At 46.0% G+C, this 17,569-nt stretch carries 14 protein-coding genes and 1 riboswitch; of the genes, 13 read left to right on the top strand and 1 reads right to left on the bottom strand.

Features of this window, described 5'->3' with window-relative positions; translation table 11 throughout:
- Window positions 1–9 precede the first annotated feature (9 nt).
- The 6 genes from murC to lpxC all read left to right on the top strand — a co-directional run bounded on the left by murC (window position 10) and on the right by lpxC (window position 7,017).
- Window positions 10–1,458 (top strand): UDP-N-acetylmuramate--L-alanine ligase, encoded by a 1,449-nt coding sequence (gene murC / locus F890_RS16020; RefSeq protein WP_005245710.1) that lies wholly within the window; start codon window positions 10–12, stop codon window positions 1,456–1,458.
- Window positions 1,459–1,515: 57 nt separating this feature from the next.
- On the top strand, window positions 1,516–2,445 hold the full coding sequence (locus F890_RS16015) for a D-alanine--D-alanine ligase (protein ID WP_005267662.1): 930 nt from the start codon (window positions 1,516–1,518) through the stop codon (window positions 2,443–2,445).
- 2 nt (window positions 2,446–2,447) lie between these two features.
- The gene (locus F890_RS16010) at window positions 2,448–3,302 is read left to right on the top strand and encodes a cell division protein FtsQ/DivIB (RefSeq protein WP_005108153.1); all 855 of its coding nucleotides are present in this window, start codon (window positions 2,448–2,450) and stop codon (window positions 3,300–3,302) included.
- Between the two features lie 70 nt (window positions 3,303–3,372).
- On the top strand, window positions 3,373–4,635 hold the full coding sequence (ftsA, locus tag F890_RS16005) for a cell division protein FtsA (protein ID WP_004647239.1): 1,263 nt from the start codon (window positions 3,373–3,375) through the stop codon (window positions 4,633–4,635).
- A 159-nt stretch (window positions 4,636–4,794) separates the two neighbouring features.
- Window positions 4,795–5,988, top strand: coding sequence for a cell division protein FtsZ (ftsZ, locus tag F890_RS16000; RefSeq protein ID WP_005245713.1), 1,194 nt, complete (start codon window positions 4,795–4,797; stop codon window positions 5,986–5,988).
- 126 nt (window positions 5,989–6,114) lie between these two features.
- Entirely contained in the window at window positions 6,115–7,017 is a 903-nt protein-coding gene (lpxC, locus tag F890_RS15995) for a UDP-3-O-acyl-N-acetylglucosamine deacetylase (RefSeq protein WP_004281319.1), read from the top strand.
- A gap of 99 nt (window positions 7,018–7,116) precedes the next feature.
- Here lpxC and F890_RS15990 read toward each other — a convergent pair whose 3' ends face one another.
- A complete protein-coding gene (locus tag F890_RS15990) occupies window positions 7,117–7,557 on the bottom strand; it encodes a DciA family protein (protein WP_004729162.1) in 441 nt (146 codons plus the stop codon).
- Window positions 7,558–7,664: 107 nt separating this feature from the next.
- Here F890_RS15990 and F890_RS15985 point away from each other — a divergent pair, with 107 nt between their 5' ends.
- From F890_RS15985 to guaB, 7 genes are all read left to right on the top strand, one after another.
- The gene (locus F890_RS15985; protein ID WP_004281322.1) at window positions 7,665–8,348 is read left to right on the top strand and encodes a M23 family metallopeptidase; all 684 of its coding nucleotides are present in this window, start codon (window positions 7,665–7,667) and stop codon (window positions 8,346–8,348) included.
- Window positions 8,349–8,675: 327 nt separating this feature from the next.
- Window positions 8,676–11,378, top strand: coding sequence for a pyruvate dehydrogenase (acetyl-transferring), homodimeric type (gene aceE, locus F890_RS15980; protein WP_004729164.1), 2,703 nt, complete (start codon window positions 8,676–8,678; stop codon window positions 11,376–11,378).
- 2 nt (window positions 11,379–11,380) lie between these two features.
- The gene (locus F890_RS15975) at window positions 11,381–13,402 is read left to right on the top strand and encodes a 2-oxo acid dehydrogenase subunit E2 (RefSeq protein ID WP_005267661.1); all 2,022 of its coding nucleotides are present in this window, start codon (window positions 11,381–11,383) and stop codon (window positions 13,400–13,402) included.
- Between the two features lie 157 nt (window positions 13,403–13,559).
- Window positions 13,560–13,700, top strand: a riboswitch (yybP-ykoY riboswitch).
- Between the two features lie 73 nt (window positions 13,701–13,773).
- Window positions 13,774–14,349 (top strand): TMEM165/GDT1 family protein, encoded by a 576-nt coding sequence (locus F890_RS15970; RefSeq protein ID WP_005267660.1) that lies wholly within the window; start codon window positions 13,774–13,776, stop codon window positions 14,347–14,349.
- Window positions 14,350–14,533: 184 nt separating this feature from the next.
- Window positions 14,534–15,331 (top strand): oxygen-binding di-iron domain-containing protein, encoded by a 798-nt coding sequence (locus F890_RS15965; RefSeq protein ID WP_005267659.1) that lies wholly within the window; start codon window positions 14,534–14,536, stop codon window positions 15,329–15,331.
- A gap of 96 nt (window positions 15,332–15,427) precedes the next feature.
- Complete coding sequence (locus F890_RS15960) at window positions 15,428–15,793, top strand: YkgJ family cysteine cluster protein (protein ID WP_080593399.1); 366 nt, start codon at window positions 15,428–15,430, stop codon at window positions 15,791–15,793.
- A 224-nt stretch (window positions 15,794–16,017) separates the two neighbouring features.
- Window positions 16,018–17,484, top strand: coding sequence for an IMP dehydrogenase (gene guaB, locus F890_RS15955; RefSeq protein WP_004281332.1), 1,467 nt, complete (start codon window positions 16,018–16,020; stop codon window positions 17,482–17,484).
- Window positions 17,485–17,569 lie beyond the last annotated feature (85 nt).

The raw sequence follows: 17,569 nt of genomic DNA, 5'->3' as shown, positions 1-17,569 counted from the left end.
GAGTAAACTATGTCTCCAACAACCCCAGCTGAACAAGCGAAAAAGTTAATCAAAGTGCCGGAAATGCGTCGTATCAAACACATTCATTTTGTGGGGATCGGTGGTGCAGGCATGTGTGGTATTGCAGAAGTGCTGAAAAACCAGGGCTATAAAGTTTCCGGTTCAGATATCAAGGCATCCAATACCACCGCACAGCTGGAAGCGAATGGCATTAAAGTCTATATCGGACATACTGCAAATAATATTAAGGGCGCCAACGTGATCGTGGTCTCTACCGCGATTGATAAAGAAAATCCGGAAATTAAAACCGCGATTGAAAACCGTATTCCTGTGGTTCGCCGTGCGGAAATGCTGGGTGAACTGATGCGTTACCGTCATGGAATTGCCGTTGCCGGCACGCATGGCAAAACCACGACCACTAGTCTGATCACCTGTATGCTGGCTGAAGAAAACATGGATCCAACCTATGTGATCGGTGGTTTGCTGAACCGTACCGGTATGAACGCAGCCTTGGGCGCCAGCCGCTATATCGTGGCCGAAGCCGATGAGTCAGATGCTTCTTTCCTGCACCTGGAACCGATGGCTGCTGTGGTAACCAATATTGATGCCGATCATATGGATACCTATGGCGGTAGCTTCGATGTCCTGAAAGATACCTTTATCCAGTTCCTGCAAAAACTGCCATTTTACGGCTTGGCTGTAGTCTGTGGTGATGATGCCAATATCCGTGAAATTATGCCGCGGATTGCACGCCCGTTACTGACTTATGGTTTCAATGAAGACAATGACATCCGTGCAGTAGATGTTGATCAAGATGGCATGCAAACCCACTTTACCGTATTGCGTAAAGAGCGTGAGCCATTGCGTGTAACGGTCAATCAACCAGGTTTGCATAATGTGCTGAATGCCTTGGCTGCGATTGGTATAGCAACCGATGAAGGCGTGTCTGACGCTTCAATCTGCCGTGCACTGGAAGGTTTCAGTGGCGTAGGTCGCCGCTTCGAAGTTCAGGGTGAGTTTGCGATTGAGGGCGGTGACGTGAAACTGGTGGATGACTATGGTCATCATCCAAAAGAAGTCGAAGCCACGATTAAAGCTGCGCGTCAGAGTCATCCGGACCGTCGTCTGGTAATGATGTTCCAGCCACACCGTTATAGCCGTACCCGTGACTGTTTTGATGATTTTGTGGAAGTACTTTCTACTGTAGACCAGTTATTGTTGCTGGATGTTTATCCTGCCGGTGAAAAACCGATTGTCGGGGCTGACAGCCGTACTTTGGCTCGTAGCATTCGTCTACGTGGTGAAGTCGAGCCGATTCTGGTTGATGCGGCGGACGGCAACCTGAATCAGATCATGAGAAAAGTATTGCAAGCAAATGACTTGTTATTAACCCAGGGCGCAGGTAATGTTGGAGCAATCTCAGTCGAACTTGCACAAAATCACTTATATATAAAATAGTCATCTTGCGTGACTGAATTGAATTGACCAGATTGAAAAAAGTTTAAGGATATAAACGTGTCAAATGCTTCAAAATTCGGAAAAGTTGCCGTGTTGCTTGGTGGTAAATCTGCAGAGCGTGAGGTTTCTCTAGACAGTGGTACGGCGGTACTTGAGGCATTAGTGCGTTCAGGGGTTAATGCGGAAGCGTTTGACCCGCAGGAGCGTAGTGTCACAGAACTGGTAAATTATGATCGTGCTTTTATTGTATTGCATGGACGTGGCGGGGAAGACGGCCAAATTCAGGGCGCACTGGAATGGTTAAACGTGCCGTATACCGGTACCGGTGTACAAGGTTCTGCGATCGGCATGGACAAGGTCAAGACCAAGCAGGTCTGGCAGGGTTCGGAATTGCCGACAGCACCGTATCGCATTGTCACCAAAGATTCTGATGCGACCGAGATTGTTAATGCTTTAGGCTTGCCTTTGATTATCAAGCCGGTGCATGAAGGTTCCAGTATCGGTATGAGCAAGGTCGAAAAAATTGAAGATTTTGCTGAAGCAATTGCCAAGGCAACTGAACATGATGCCGTGGTGATGGCAGAAAAATGGATTACTGGCCGTGAATACACCATTGTGGTTTTAAATGGTCAGGCGCTACCCGTAATTCGTCTTGAACCGCCTCAAGATGTCGCCTTTTACGATTATGAAGCGAAATATCAGCGTAATGATGTGCAATATGGCATTCCATGTGGTTTAACTGAAGCTGAAGAGCAGCAGTTAAAAGCCTTAAGTTTGCGCGCATTCCAGGCAGTCGGTGCCAGCGGTTGGGGTAGGATCGATGCTATGCAGGATGAACAGGGCAACTTCTGGTTGCTTGAAGTGAATACCGTACCGGGCATGACCAGTCATTCTCTGGTGCCAAAAGCGGCAGCTGCAGTCGGTTACAGTTTTGATGAGCTGTGTGTCGCAATTCTGGAACAGACCTTGACTGGTTCGGCACACTAAATATGGCTCAACTTCCTGTTTCCATGCGCCGTAAACGTGCTGCGATTACTTCAATTCACGATAAGCCGCCAACACGCAAAGAAAAGCTGACCAATTTTGGTGGCTGGTTATTGTTGTGTATCGCGCTGCTGGTGCTGGCCTTTGGAATATTGGGCTTATATAAAGTCATGACCAATAGTGACGTGGCAGAGCTGGGCGTGGTAGGTACGCGCTCGGCTGCTGAACAGCGTCAGGTCATGCAATATGTGTCACCGATTGTGACCGAAAACTATTTTACTTCGGATCTGGAAGCGATCCGCGATCGTACCCTGGAATTGTCCTGGGTAGATCGGGTTGTGGTTTCCCGAGCCTGGCCAAATGGCATTCGGGTGCGGGTGATGCCGCATCATGCGATTGCGCGTTGGGGAACGGGACGTTTATTGAGTGACAGTGGTGTGATTTTCACGGAAGTCACACCCAAGAATTATCAGGCATTACCGTTACTACATGGGCCGGCGAGCCATGCAGAAACCATGATGCGTCGTTATAATGAAATTAATCAGTTATTTTTACCACAAGGCATTCGTCTAAAAGAATTATACCTCACCGAGCGAATGACCTGGTTTATGCAGTTTGATTCGGGTTTAAGAATAATTGTGGATAAAGATCAGACCATGAGCAAATTACAGCGCCTGAGTCATCTGTCTCAGAGCGATTTAAAGCCGGTCTGGTCTAAAATTTCGGCCATCGATCTGCGTTATCGCAATGGATTGTCGATACAGTGGAAAAATTCAATTCCGCCTAAAATTGTAAATGGACATTTTATTGTAACCATTGATGACACGGGCGTTGAGAATAAGGTAACAGTAAAGCCATAATGACCGGCTTTAAAAAATAGAGGCATTTAAAGCCATAAATCTAACAAACACGTAATGGTAGTAGTGAATAATGAGTGAAGCTGTTCCCTCGGTTGTGGCGATTGACATTGGGACACACAAAGTTTCAGTTTTGATTGGCAAGGTACACGCGCCAGACAATATCCAAGTGATTGGTATGGCCACCGCTCGTAACCGAGGCATGAGTAAAGGGAAAATTGTCAGTCTCGATAAAGTTATTACTGCAATTAAAAATGCCGTTCAAGAAGCAGAAGATATGGCGGAATGTCGTGTACATTCTGCTTGGGTCTCTATTCCAAGTGCCGAATTAAAAAGCTTTTATGCTTCAGGTCGTACCTCGATCGACAATAGCGAGCATGCGATTACCACCAGTGAAGTGGTGCGTGCACTGGAATTGGCCAAAGCCAGTCATTTGACTTCAGATCATTATCTGGTCAGTGCTGTGCCTCTGGGTTTTGAACTGGATGATTCACCGGAATGGGTGCTAAACCCGATTCGGATGTCGGCACATAGCATGACCGGGCATTATCATCTGATGATGCTGCCAATCAGTACCATGCAGAATATTGACCGTGCCCTGAAGGGGGCCAATATCGGCGTAGAAAAAATGGTGGTGTCGAGTCTGGCCACCGCTGAAGCCAGCCTGCTCAAAGACGAAAAAGAATATGGCGTGTGTCTAGTGGATATCGGTGCTGGCACGACCAATGTGGCGGTGTATGTGGATGGTCGTTTGGCCTTAACCCATACCTTCCAGCGTGGCGGTGAACATGTGACCCGTGATATTGCAGCAGTATTGCAAACCACGACCGAAGAAGCTGAACGTCTGAAATTGCTGTATGGCTGTGTCGACCTGAAAGTGGTCAAGCCGGACCATATGATTCAGTTCCAAGGAATTGACGGGCCACAAACCATCAGCCGGATCGAGCTGACTGAAATTATCATGGCACGGTATGAAGAAATTCTGGGTCTGGTACGTGATGAGTTAGTGAAAAATGGTGCCATCCAGGGCTTGTATCATGGTGTGGTATTAACCGGTGATGCTAGTCATATCGAAGGAATGGTGAGCTTTGTTCGCCGTACCATGGGAGTTTCGGCGCATTTAGGTAATCCGCCGACTCAGGTGTATGCAGATGAACAACATCAGGCTGCTTTACGTCGCTCGCAATATAGTACGGTGGCTGGCTTGCTGATGTTTAGTCAGAGTGATACCCAAGACACGATTGTGGAACAGGATGATGTAGAACGGTTGTCATTGGCTAAGCGGGTCAAAAGAGCCTTGTTTGGCTTTAATGACACCTTGAAATCAATCTTTTAAGTCGATTTTTATTGTGAATATTGTTGGGAAGATGTAGTTAATCGGGCTTGTACTTGACAAGTGAACGCATGAGCAGCATTCTTAAAAACAATTTTATTAAGATTAAGGCAGTATACGGGCTTAGTGACTGCCAATTATGAATTAGGAATTTTATAGGTCATGGCCTCATTTGAATTTTTCGAAGACGATCATAGCGATAGCAATGGTCAAGCCCGTTTCACTGTGTTTGGTGTAGGTGGTGCGGGTGGTAATGCTGTACAACATATGTTGCAGTCCGATATCCAGGGCGTAAAGTTTGTTTGTGCCAATACGGACAAGCAGGCATTGGATCGCATGGAAGCCGAATTTAAAATTCAGCTGGGCGAGCAAAGTACCCGTGGTCTGGGTGCAGGTGCAAATCCGCAAGTCGGCCAGACCGCAGCAGAAGAAAGCCGTGAACTGATCCGCCAGCAGCTTGAAGGGACCGATATGGTCTTTGTTACTGCAGGTATGGGTGGTGGTACCGGTACCGGTGCAGCGCCAGTCGTGGCTGAAATTGCGAAAGAGATGGGTATCCTGACCGTTGGTGTCGTGACCACGCCATTTAACTTTGAAGGCAAACGCCGTTTACAGTCTGCTGAAAAAGGCATCGAAGCCCTTGAGCAGCATGTAGACTCATTAATCATCATTCCAAACCAGCGTTTATTGAAAGTCTTCCGTGATATTTCAATGAAAGATGCATATAAAAAAGCGGATGATGTTCTACTGAATGCAGTACGCAGTATTTTTGATTTAGTCGTCCGTCCTGGCCATATCAACCTTGACTTTGCTGACTTGAAAACAGCCATGAGCACACGTGGTTATGCCATGATGGGTGTCGGTCTGGGTCGTGGTGAGAACCGTGCACGTCAGGCTGCTGAACAGGCAATCCGTAGTCCATTACTCGACAACGTGACTATCATGAATGCCAAAGGTATTCTGATCAACGTGACCGGTGGCGATGATGTGACTTTCGGTGAAATTGAAGAAATTACCGATGTCGTGAACCAGATTGTCGATTTAGATGAAGGTCAGGTATTCTACGGTACCGTTTTTGATCCGGATGCGCGTGATGAAATCAGCGTGACTGTGATTGCAACAGGTCTAACCCGTCATGCAGCGGATTCAGTTGAACCGACCAAACGTACTAATGTACAGGCAACTCGTCCAGCAGCAGCTGCACAGGCTGTGGTGGAAGATGATGATGTACCGGCAATTCAGCGTCAGCAACATGAAACAGGTGCAGCAGCGAATCCAGCGGCAACTTCAGTTTCTAGCCCGCGCCCAACGCCAATGAGTATTCAGGATTATCTTAAGAATCAACAGCGTAAATAACATGTAACATCATGTGTTTAGCTGGATTAGACAGGAAAGGTGGCTTTTAAGCCACCTTTTTGTTTTTTATCAATGGCCAAATATGCTAACGTATAGCGGTTTTATAGATGAACAGATGATAAAAGCATGTTGAAACAACGTACCCTGAAACGTGTCGTGAAAGCGAGCGGAATCGGTCTTCACAGTGGGCAAAAAGTCATGATTAACTTTGTGCCGCACCATGCCGATGGGGGAATTGTGTTTCGTCGTATTGACCTGAATCCGCCGGTGGACATTCCTGCCGATGCCATGCTGATTCAGGAAGCCTTTATGTGCTCGAACCTGGTTCAGGAAAATGCCAAAGTAGGCACCATTGAACATGTCATGAGTGCGATCGCTGGTCTGGGCATTGATAACCTAATTATTGAAGTATCGGCTTCTGAAGTGCCGATTATGGACGGCAGCGCAGGTCCGTTTATTTACCTGTTAATGCAGGGTGGTTTGCAAGAACTGGATGCTGCTAAAAAATTCGTCAAGATTATTAAACCGGTTGAAGCACTGATTGATGACAAATGTGCCATTTTTAGCCCACATGAGGGCTTTCAGCTGAATTTCACCATCGATTTTGATCATCCTGCCTTTAAAAAAGAACATCAGTCCGCCAGTATCGATTTTTCTACTGAAACCTTCGTTTATGAAGTCAGTGAAGCGCGTACCTTTGGGTTTATGAAAGATCTGGATTATCTCAAAGCCAATAATCTGGCCTTAGGTGCAAGTCTGGAAAATGCCATTGGTGTGGATGAAACCGGGGTCGTTAATGAAGAAGGTTTACGTTTCTCGGACGAATTTGTACGTCATAAAATTCTGGATGCCGTGGGTGATTTATACCTGCTCGGGCATCAGATTATTGCCAAATTTGATGGTTATAAATCTGGACATGCCTTGAATAATCAACTTTTACGCAATGTGAAAAGTGATCCAAGCTGCTATGAAATTGTAACATTTGATGACGAAGCCAATTGTCCAATCATGTATGTGAATGTGACATAAGTCATTGTGTTTGTGTCTTTATGTTTTTGTTATTGCTTTAATACTGTGACATACATCACACAATGTTTGCTTTTTAATTTATTACATTTGATTGCGATGTTACTTTTTATTGCTTGCCAAACGTAGTAAAGCTTGGCTAAGCTTAGGGTCGCTTATAAAGTCAGCAGCACTACGAAGTAATTCCTGTGTTTCTGCATTTAAGGCTCTTTCAGGTGTTGCTGAAACAGGTGGCGTTTGCGAAGGATTCCGCAGGCAAACTTGAAGTTTAGTGAGATCTGTTAATTCATTTATTTGAGAGAGTTGTGAAATGTATTGCTTTTGAAGATAGGCCAATTGACTGATCATGGCCTGGTTTTCACCAGTAATCGTTAACACACCATTTTGATAGCAGACAACTTGCCAGCGTTCCGGTTGGGGCAATAGCGGTTGTACGAGTTTCGTGAGTTTCTGCCAAGCAGCGACTTGTGATGAGAGAAACGAAAAGTTTCCTGTTTTTATCTGTTTTCTTGTTTGTTGAAAAACGTTGACAGGTTCCGACATACATAATTCCTACATATTTATGTCTTAATCTTATGCGCTTCTTTTAGTGGATATCAAGGATAGAGATCTTCAAGGAACTCGATTAAAGCAGTTTAGAGAGGTTTTTTATGCATATGCGACGTATTTTGTTGGCATTTTCTTTATCAGTTTCAGCGGCTTCGGTTGCGTTCGCAGATTTAGTTAATCTAAATCAAGAAAATGGTTCAACAGATCGTATCGAGCAATTGACGCGTACTCTGGCACAGGGTGCATATACTCATCCAGATGATATCGATATTCCAGCACAGACTAAATTGAATGTTCAGCTTCGTGAGAAACCGGTTGAACTAAACAATCGTACGCTTGCTCAGAAGTATGCCAATACTTCATCCAACAAAGCGGCAGCAAACAGTGCTTATTCTTGGCTAATTTCTCATCCTTTACCTAATTCTCGCGTAAGTTCAAATTACGGTGGCCGTACCATGAGTGGCCGTGCTGAAAATCATTCAGGCCTTGATCTTGCAGCGCCAAGTGGTACACCAATCTATGCAACAGGTCCAGGGATTGTGACCAAATCAGGTTGGGGCACAGGTTATGGTCAATACGTTGAAATCAATCATGGCAATGGCTATTTAACGCGCTATGCCCATGCTTCACGTCTTATTGCACGTGTGGGAGAGCAGGTGCAAGCAGGTGATCATATTGCCAACGTTGGCTGTACTGGTCGCTGTACCGGTCCACACTTACATTATGAAGTAGTAAAAGACGGTCAACGTAAAAACCCATCTACTTATTTGGCCATGTTACCTTAAGTATAGACCTGAATAACAAGAAGCATCTCTATACATAAAAACCTCCAATAAGCATTTTAAAGCGTTTAAACTGCAGGCTCTTCAAGTCAACTTGAAGGGCTTTTTGTTTTATCACTTTTAAGTCTCATATTATCACCAACTATTATAATGATTGTATAATAAATCGCCTTTATTGACTATTTTTTGTTATGTAGTGTAATTATACGTCACCCATCATTTAGTTCCTAAATAGTACTGCTAAATCGCATTCAGCTAAGGCCATACCTGCAGAGGTCTTAAATATGGTACATATAAGACATTAGATTAGGCTTTTAGGAACTGTAGATTATGGCGTTTTATGGCGATACAGACGCGCAAGAAACCCAAGAATGGCAAGATGCATTTGACTCTGTTTTGCAGCACATGGGCACTGAGCGTGCAGCATTTTTATTAGAAAAACTTTATCAACGCGCAATTGCAAAGCATGTTCCTATTCAGCGTTTAAATACTCCCTACTTAAATACGATTTCTGTTGAAGAACAACCTGCAATGCCAGGCGACCAGGACATGGAGCGCCGTATTCGCGCGCTGATCCGCTGGAATGCCTTGGCAATGGTATTACGCGCGAATAAAACCGGTGATGATCTCGGTGGTCACTTGGCGAGTTTTGCTTCTTCTGCAACCCTTTATGATGTGGGCTTTAACCACTTCTTCCGTGCCAACAGCGATAGCTTCGGCGGCGACATGATCTATTACCAGGGTCACTGTGCACCGGGTATTTACGCGCGTTCATTTTTAGAAGGCCGTCTGACTGAAGAGCATCTGAATAATTTCCGTCGTGAAGTGGGTGGTAAAGGTTTGCCATCTTATCCGCATCCTTATTTGATGCCGGACTACTGGCAGTTCCCGACCGTATCGATGGGTCTGGGTCCAATCATGTCAATTTATCAGGCACATATCCAAAAGTACCTGATGAACCGTGGCCTGATTAAAGAAGAAGATCGTAAGGTTTGGGCTTATCTGGGTGATGGTGAGATGGACGAGCCGGAAAGCTTGGGTGCAATTTCTCTGGCAGGTCGCGAAAAGCTCGACAACCTGATTTGGGTAGTGAACTGTAACTTGCAACGTCTGGATGGTCCGGTACGTGGTAATGGCAAGATCATTCAGGAACTTGAGTCATTATTCCGCGGCGCAGGCTGGCGTGTGATTAAAGTTGTGTGGGGCCGTCATTGGGATCCACTACTGGATAAAGATAAATCCGGTGCACTGAAAGCAGTGATGGAAGAAGCAGTCGATGGCGATTTCCAGCGTTACCAGGTAAAAGGTGGTGCTTACGCGCGTGAAAAGTTCTTCGGCAAATATCCAGAAGCAGCTGAGTTGGTTAAAGACTTAAGCGACGAAGATATTGATAATCTGAACCGCGGTGGTCACGACCCGTACAAAGTCTTTGCTGCTTATGCCGAAGCATGTACGGCCAAAGGTCAGCCGACCGTGATTCTGGCAAAAACCGTGAAAGGTTATGGTTTGTCGGAAGAAATCGAAGCAGTCAACAAAACTCACCAAATCAAGAAGATGCAAATCAATTCTTTGAAATACGTGCGTGACCGTTTCCACCTTCCTTTCACTGATGAACAGCTTGAAGAAGTACCGTTCTACCGTCCAAGCGAAAATTCCCCTGAATTGAAATATATGAAGGCGCGTCGTGAGGCGCTAGGTGGCTACCTGCCTGCACGTCGTAAGGAAAGCGAACAGCTGGCGATTCCTGGACTTTCAGTATTTGATTCGGTCTTGGCCGGTTCAAATGGTAAAGAACAATCCACCACAATGGTGATGGTGCGTTTAATCTCTGCACTTCTTAAAGAGAAAGCGATTAAAGACCGCGTTGTTCCAATTGTTCCAGATGAAGCCCGTACTTTCGGTCTGGAAGGGATGTTCCGTCAGCTCGGTATTTATGCCGCGCATGGCCAGAAATATACTCCGGAAGACCAAGAACAGCTGATGCATTACCGTGAAGCCAAAGACGGTCACATGTTGCAGGAAGGGATTAACGAAGCCGGTGCGATGAGTGCATGGGCAGCATTGGCGACCAGTTATTCAACCAATAACCTGCCAATGATTCCGATGTACATGTACTACTCGATGTTTGGTTTCCAGCGTATTGGTGATATTGCATGGGCAGCAGGCGATGCACAGGCACAAGGCTTCTTGCTGGGTGCAACTGCGGGTCGTACTACACTGAACGGTGAAGGTTTACAGCATCAGGATGGTCATTCACACATCTTGGCTAATACCATTCCAAACTGTGTCTCTTATGACCCATGTTTCGGTTATGAATTGGCAGTGATCGTGCATGACGGTTTACAGCGTATGTATGTGAACCAGGAACGTGTGTTCTATTACCTGACCGTGATGAACGAAAACTACGAGCATCCGGAAATGCCAAAAGGTGTTGAAGAAGGCATTAAGCGTGGTATGTACTTACTGGAAGAAGATGAAAAAGCCACTGTTCAGTTACTGGGCTCAGGTGTAATCCTGCGTGAAGTGATCAAGGCGGCGAAGATTCTGCGTGAAGAATATCAAATTCATTCAAATGTCTACAGCGTGACCAGCTTCAATGAACTGGCACGTGACGGTATGGCATGTGAAGAATACAACCGCTTGCATCCGCTGGCTGAAGACGTAAAAGAAGCATGGGTATCGAAACAGCTTCGCGGTACTGAAGGTATCGTCGTGTCTGCAACCGATCATATGCGTGCTTATAGCGAACAGATTCGTGCTTATCTTCCAGATGGCCGTCCATTCGTAGCATTGGGTACTGACGGTTATGGCCGTTCAGATACACGTGCCAACTTGCGTAGTTACTTCGGTGTTGATGCTGCCCATATTGTGGTTGCAACCCTGAAAAAACTGGCAGATGAAGGTGAAGTTGATGCGCGCCTGGTAAAAGATGCGATCTCGACTTTTGAGCTTGATACAGATCGTCCAGTGGCTTGGGCACCGCAAGAAACCCCATCTGTACATGCTGTTGCTGACTACAAAGAGGAGAACTAAGCATGCAAATTACGACTCCTGATATTGGTGTAGATAAGGCAACAGTGGCCGAAATTCTGGTCAAAGTGGGTGATACGATCGCGATCGATGACAGCATTGTATTGCTTGAATCTGATAAAGCCTCTGTTGAAGTGCCTAGCACTTCAGCAGGCGTGGTAAAAAGCATTCTGGTGAGTCAGGGTGATGAAGTGGCTGAAGGCGCGGTACTGATTGAGCTACAAGCTGAAGACGGCAGCGCTGATGTGGTCGAGCCACAGCAAGCAGATGCCTCACAAAAAACTTCAGAAAATACTCCGACTTCATTGCCGGATCAGGAAATCATGCAGGAACTGGCTTCACATCAGCCTAAAGCTTCTGCTGCTCCTGAGGCTCAAGCGAGCTCACAGGTGGTTGATGTACAAATCCCCGATATTGGTGTAGAAAAAGCTACTGTAGGGGAAATCCTGGTCGCTGTCGGTGATGAAATCGAGGTAAATCAAAGTATCGTAGTGGTGGAATCAGACAAGGCGACTGTTGAAGTGCCAAGTACGGTTTCAGGCACGGTAGAGTCCATCGAGATTAAAGAAGGCGACACGATCAAAGAAGGTGTGGTCATTCTGAAAGTGAAAACGGCTGTTTCGGCAGCACAAGTACAGACAGAAGCACCTCAAGCACCAGTTGCTCAAGCGGCAACCCAAGAGAAAGCAGTTGAAGCGCCACAAACGCCAGCAGCACCTGCAGGTGATGTTGAAGTGAAGGTGCCTGATCTAGGTGTAGACAAGGCGGCTGTGGCTGAAATTCTGGTTCAGGTCGGTGATACGGTTGAAAAAGACCAGAGCATCATCGTGGTGGAATCAGATAAAGCGACTGTTGAAGTGCCAAGCACTACAGCCGGCGTGATTAAAGCCATTCATGTGGAACTGGGTCAAAATGTCTCTCAAGGCATTGCACTGGTGACAATTGAAGCTGAAGCTGAAGCTGAAGCGCAAGCAGCTGCTGCACCTGTCGTAGCCAAAGCAGAAGCACCGAAAGCAGCAGAAGCACCAAAAGCAGCCCCGGCACCTGCTGCATCTTCTACTCAAACAGTCACGACGTCGGATAATGCTGACAAGCTGACCAAAGAGCAGAATGCCGCTAATTCTAAAGTTTATGCCGGTCCTGCGGTGCGTAAACTGGCCCGTGAACTGGGCGTCGTGTTGGCAGACGTCAAAGCATCTGGCCCACATGCGCGCGTCATGAAAGAAGACCTGAAAGCGTATGTCAAAACGCGTCTTACTACGCCACAGGCGGCTCCTGTAGCCGCTGCTGCTCAAGTCGCAGGTCTGCCAAAACTGCCAGACTTTAGCGCTTTTGGTGGTGTGGAAGAGAAAGCCTTGACGCGCTTGCAACAAGTGTCTATTCCACAGTTGTCGCTGAATAATTTCATTCCGCAAGTGACCCAGTTTGATGCAGCGGATATTACTGAACTGGAAGCATGGCGTAATGAACTGAAAGGCAACTTCAAAAAAGAAGGCTTGAGCCTGACCATTATGGCATTCATCATCAAAGCAGTTGCGCACTTGTTAAAAGAAGAGCGTGAGTTTGCTGGTCACTTGGCCGATGATGGCAAGTCAGTCTTGCTACGTAACGAGATCCATATGGGTATCGCGGTCGCAACGCCAGATGGTTTGACTGTGCCTGTACTGCGTCATCCAGAACAGAAGTCAATTAAACAGATTGCTACTGAGCTAGGAACCTTGGGTCAAAAAGCGCGTGACAAGAAATTGTCGCCGAAAGATCTGCAAGGTGCCAACTTCACGATCACTAGCCTGGGTTCAATTGGCGGTACGGCATTTACGCCATTGGTGAACTGGCCGCAAGTGGCAATTCTGGGTATTTCACCTGCAACCATGCAGCCGGTCTGGAATGGTGAAGGCTTTGATCCACGCTTGATGCTGCCGCTTTCATTGTCCTACGATCATCGTGTGATCAATGGTGCAGATGCTGCTCGTTTCACCAACAAGCTGACCAAGCTGCTCAAAGATATCCGTACGCTGTTAATCTAAATTAAATTCGATTCACTTTCTTTTCTCTTGCGCTTCATTGAAAAATATTTCAATTGAAGCTCAGGAAGAAATATAAAGAGGGTGTAAAGAGAAAACCCTGCTTCGGCAGGGTTTTTTGCTGCTGCATTGAAAAATAATCTATTTGATTCTATACTTGGCGCACTTCATTGGGGAGTAGCCGCCTTTTGCGCAAAGCAGAAGGGTGATGGTCAACATATTTGCTCAACCGAGCATGGTCATCATAGCAAAGAACCAAGTCAGCTTTTCCAAGCTTTCTTTTGTTGGCAAGACCTTTGATTTACCACTCTGCAGATTTTGGCTAGCAGGAGCGGTGAGTCATTGGTATTGGATGCTAGCCAGAGAAAAACCTCATGTATGAATTCCTACTGTCGACTGCAATCGTAGCACTGGCTGAAATGGGTGATAAGACCCAACTGCTGGCATTGCTGCTTGCCGCACGTTTTCGCAAACCTGTTCCTATTTTAGTTGCCATTTTATTGGCGACGCTGATTAACCACGGCCTTTCTGCAGTATTGGGACAATGGGTGACCACGGTGATCGGGCCGGAGGTGCTACTGTGGATCGTCTCGATTGGCTTTATCGCAATGGCTGTCTGGATGCTGATTCCGGATGAACTCGGGGATGAAAATGCCAGTATCAATAAATGGCAAAAATTCGGGGTATTTGGTGCGACCTTTATTCTGTTCTTTCTGGCAGAAATTGGTGACAAAACTCAGATTGCTACGGTCGCATTAGCAGCACGTTTCGATAGCGTATTCTGGGTGATGCTTGGGACCACTTTGGGCATGATGCTGGCCAATGCACCTGCAGTATTTTTGGGAGATAAGCTGGCGAATAGACTCCCGATCAGCCTGATTCATAAAATTGGAGCGACGATTTTCCTGGTGATTGGTGTCGCAACACTGACTCAACATTATTTCTTTTAAATCATAAAATAATAAATTACATGAATCCTGAGCTAAAAACTCAGGATTTTTTATGGTTAAAATTCTCTCAAAACCTTGGTAAATAGTGTGATATGGCTAGTTTTATTGATTGTAAGTTTGATTAATTCCTTATATTTTATACGGGTATAAAAACGTTATTTTTATTATAAATTGGGGAATTTACATGGCTTTTGAACGCACCACATCGCAGGTCCTGTTTGATAACGGGACACATAAGTGCATCAGTTTTACCAGTCTGGTTAAAGGTGAAGGCGTTCAGGCAAACCAGTTTCTGATCATTGATCATGAGCGCGCAGCGGTACTTGATCCGGGTGGTGATTTAACCTATGTGCCGCTGACTATGGAGCTGAATAAATATACCCGTTTGACCAATCTGGATTATGTCATGGCCTCGCACCAGGATCCGGATATCATCACCTCGATGCCGCGCTGGCTGGTCTATACGGAGGCCAAAGTGGTGGCATCCAAGCTGTGGGCGCGCTTCTTGCCGCACTTAAACTCGGCCTTTATGAGTGACCGGATGAAAGGTAACTGGTTAGATCGATTGGTGGAGCTTCCGGATCATGGTCAAATCATCCCGTTGGGTCAATCACATATTGTGGCGGTACCGGCGCATTTTCTGCATTCGGTAGGGAATTTCCAGTTTTATGATCCGATTGCCAAAATTTTATTTTCAGGTGATATGGGTGCGTCCATGGTTGAAGATGCCGCCAAGCCACTGGAAAACTTTGCCGCGCATATCCCAAAAATGAAAAGCTTCCATCAACGCTATATGTGCAATAACAAGGTGATTCGTCTCTGGGTGAAAATGGTACGCAGCATGGAAATCGAGATGATTGTGCCGCAGCATGGCACACCATTTATCGGCAAAGAGCAGATTACCCAGTTTCTGGACTGGATTGAAACGCTGGAATGCGGCACTGACCTGATGGATGAAACGGTTTTTACCTGTCCTGAATAGTTCACACAAAAAATAATTTTTTTCTTGTGTGGAAAAACAACATTTTTTATATTTCTTCTCCAAAAAACTTTTTTTGATAATGAGAACTTATAAGAAATGTTGTCTCAAGTTCCAAAACCGGATGCGTGTTTAAGCTGCGGGGCGTGCTGCGCCTATTTCAGGGTTTCGTTTTATTGGGCTGAAGGTATTCATATGCCTGAGCACTATACCGAACCTGTGACAGCAGTCTATTCATGTATGGCGGGAACCAATCAAAAAAATCCACGCTGTATTGCACTCGATGGCACCATCGGCCAGCAGGTCAGCTGCGGTATGTATGAGCTGCGCAGTTCATCCTGCAAAGAAGTGCAGATTGCCGATGATCAATGCAACAAGGCACGTGTTGCACACAATATGTTGCCCTTTGTCCAGATTGAAACTGATGAAGCTGACAATGATGACAGTTTTGAATATGTCAGCTAAATCCATCCAAAGCAGAGCTTAGGCTCTGCTTTTCACTCCATTAAAATGATCGGGGTATATTTAAAATAGGGAACTTCATTATCAGAGGTATTATTGATACTGTTTTAGCACCCACATAGATCTGCGTGTACAAAGCTTGAATAAAAAAATAATTTTGCAATTGCAATGAAATTTAAGCCGATATTTGTTTATAATAGTGCACGGAAATTACCAGTGAGACTGTTATGTTGACCATCGTTCAAGACGCGTTAACCTTCGATGATGTCCTATTACTCCCTGCCTATTCTACTGTTCTTCCAAAAGATGTCTCCCTAAAGACACGTTTAACTCGTGGCATTAACCTGAATATTCCTCTTGTATCCGCAGCAATGGATACGGTGACTGAGTCCCGTATGGCAATTGCAATGGCGCAAAATGGTGGTATCGGTATTTTGCACAAGAACATGGATATCGCTGTTCAGGCTGCAGAAGTGCGCCGTGTGAAAAAATTCGAAGCGGGTATGGTTAAAGACCCGATTACAGTGACTCCTGAGACCACAGTACGTGAATTGATTGCGCTGACTCAAGCCAATAATATCAGTGGTGTGCCTGTTGTGAAAGACGGCAAAGTGGTGGGTATCGTGACAGGTCGTGATACACGCTTTGAAACCAATCTTGAGCAGCCAGTCAGCAATATCATGACTGGTCAGGATCGTCTGGTGACAGTTCGTGAAGGCGAATCGAAAGAAAATATCCAAGCTTTATTGCAACAGCACCGTATTGAAAAAGTATTGGTGGTCAACGATCAGCAAGAGCTGAAAGGCTTAATTACGGTAACCGATTTCCGTAAAGCTGAATTGTATCCAAATAGCTGTAAAGATGACCTGGGTCGTCTGCGTGTTGGTGCTGCTGTCGGTACTGGTGCAGAAACGCCAAGCCGCGTAGAAGCCTTGGTTGATGCAGGTGTGGACGTGATTGTAGTCGATACTGCACATGGCCATTCTGCAGGTGTGATCGAGCGTGTACGTTGGGTTAAGGCCAATTATCCACAAGTTCAGGTGATTGGCGGTAACATCGCGACAGGTGATGCTGCGCTGGCGTTACTTGATGCAGGTGCGGATGCCGTTAAAGTTGGTATTGGTCCTGGTTCAATCTGTACCACGCGTATTGTGGCGGGTATTGGTATGCCACAGATCTCTGCGATTGATTCTGTTGCCAATGCGCTGAAAGATCAGATTCCTTTGATCGCAGATGGCGGTATTCGTTTCTCTGGCGATATGGCCAAAGCGATTGGTGCGGGCGCAAGCACGATTATGGTTGGTTCATTGATGGCCGGTACTGAAGAAGCACCAGGCGAAGTTGAATTCTTCCAGGGCCGTTACTACAAGGCTTATCGCGGTATGGGTTCATTGGGCGCGATGGCGGGTGCGACAGGTTCTGCTGACCGTTACTTCCAGGACTCCAAGGCCGGTGCCGAGAAGCTGGTTCCTGAAGGTATTGAAGGTCGTGTACCGTACAAAGGCCCAATGGGTAATATCGTACATCAGATGATGGGCGGCCTACGTTCTTCAATGGGTTATACCGGTTCTGCGACGATTGAAGACCTGCGTCAGAATGCCAAGTTTGTGAAAATCACTTCTGCCGGTATGTCTGAGTCGCATGTACATGATGTGACCATTACCAAAGAAGCACCAAACTATCGCGTAGGTTAATTTCCTGTGATTTAAAATTTTAAAAAGCCGTCATGCAAATGACGGCTTTTTTATTTTGGTGTAAAGTGTGACTCAAGGAAAAAAA

The sequence above is a fragment of the Acinetobacter sp. CIP 64.7 genome (assembly GCF_000369745.1).
Taxonomy (GTDB): Bacteria; Pseudomonadota; Gammaproteobacteria; order Pseudomonadales; family Moraxellaceae; genus Acinetobacter; species Acinetobacter fasciculus.
Note: the sequence above shows the minus strand (reverse complement) of the source record. Positions and strands in the feature narration are given on the sequence as shown.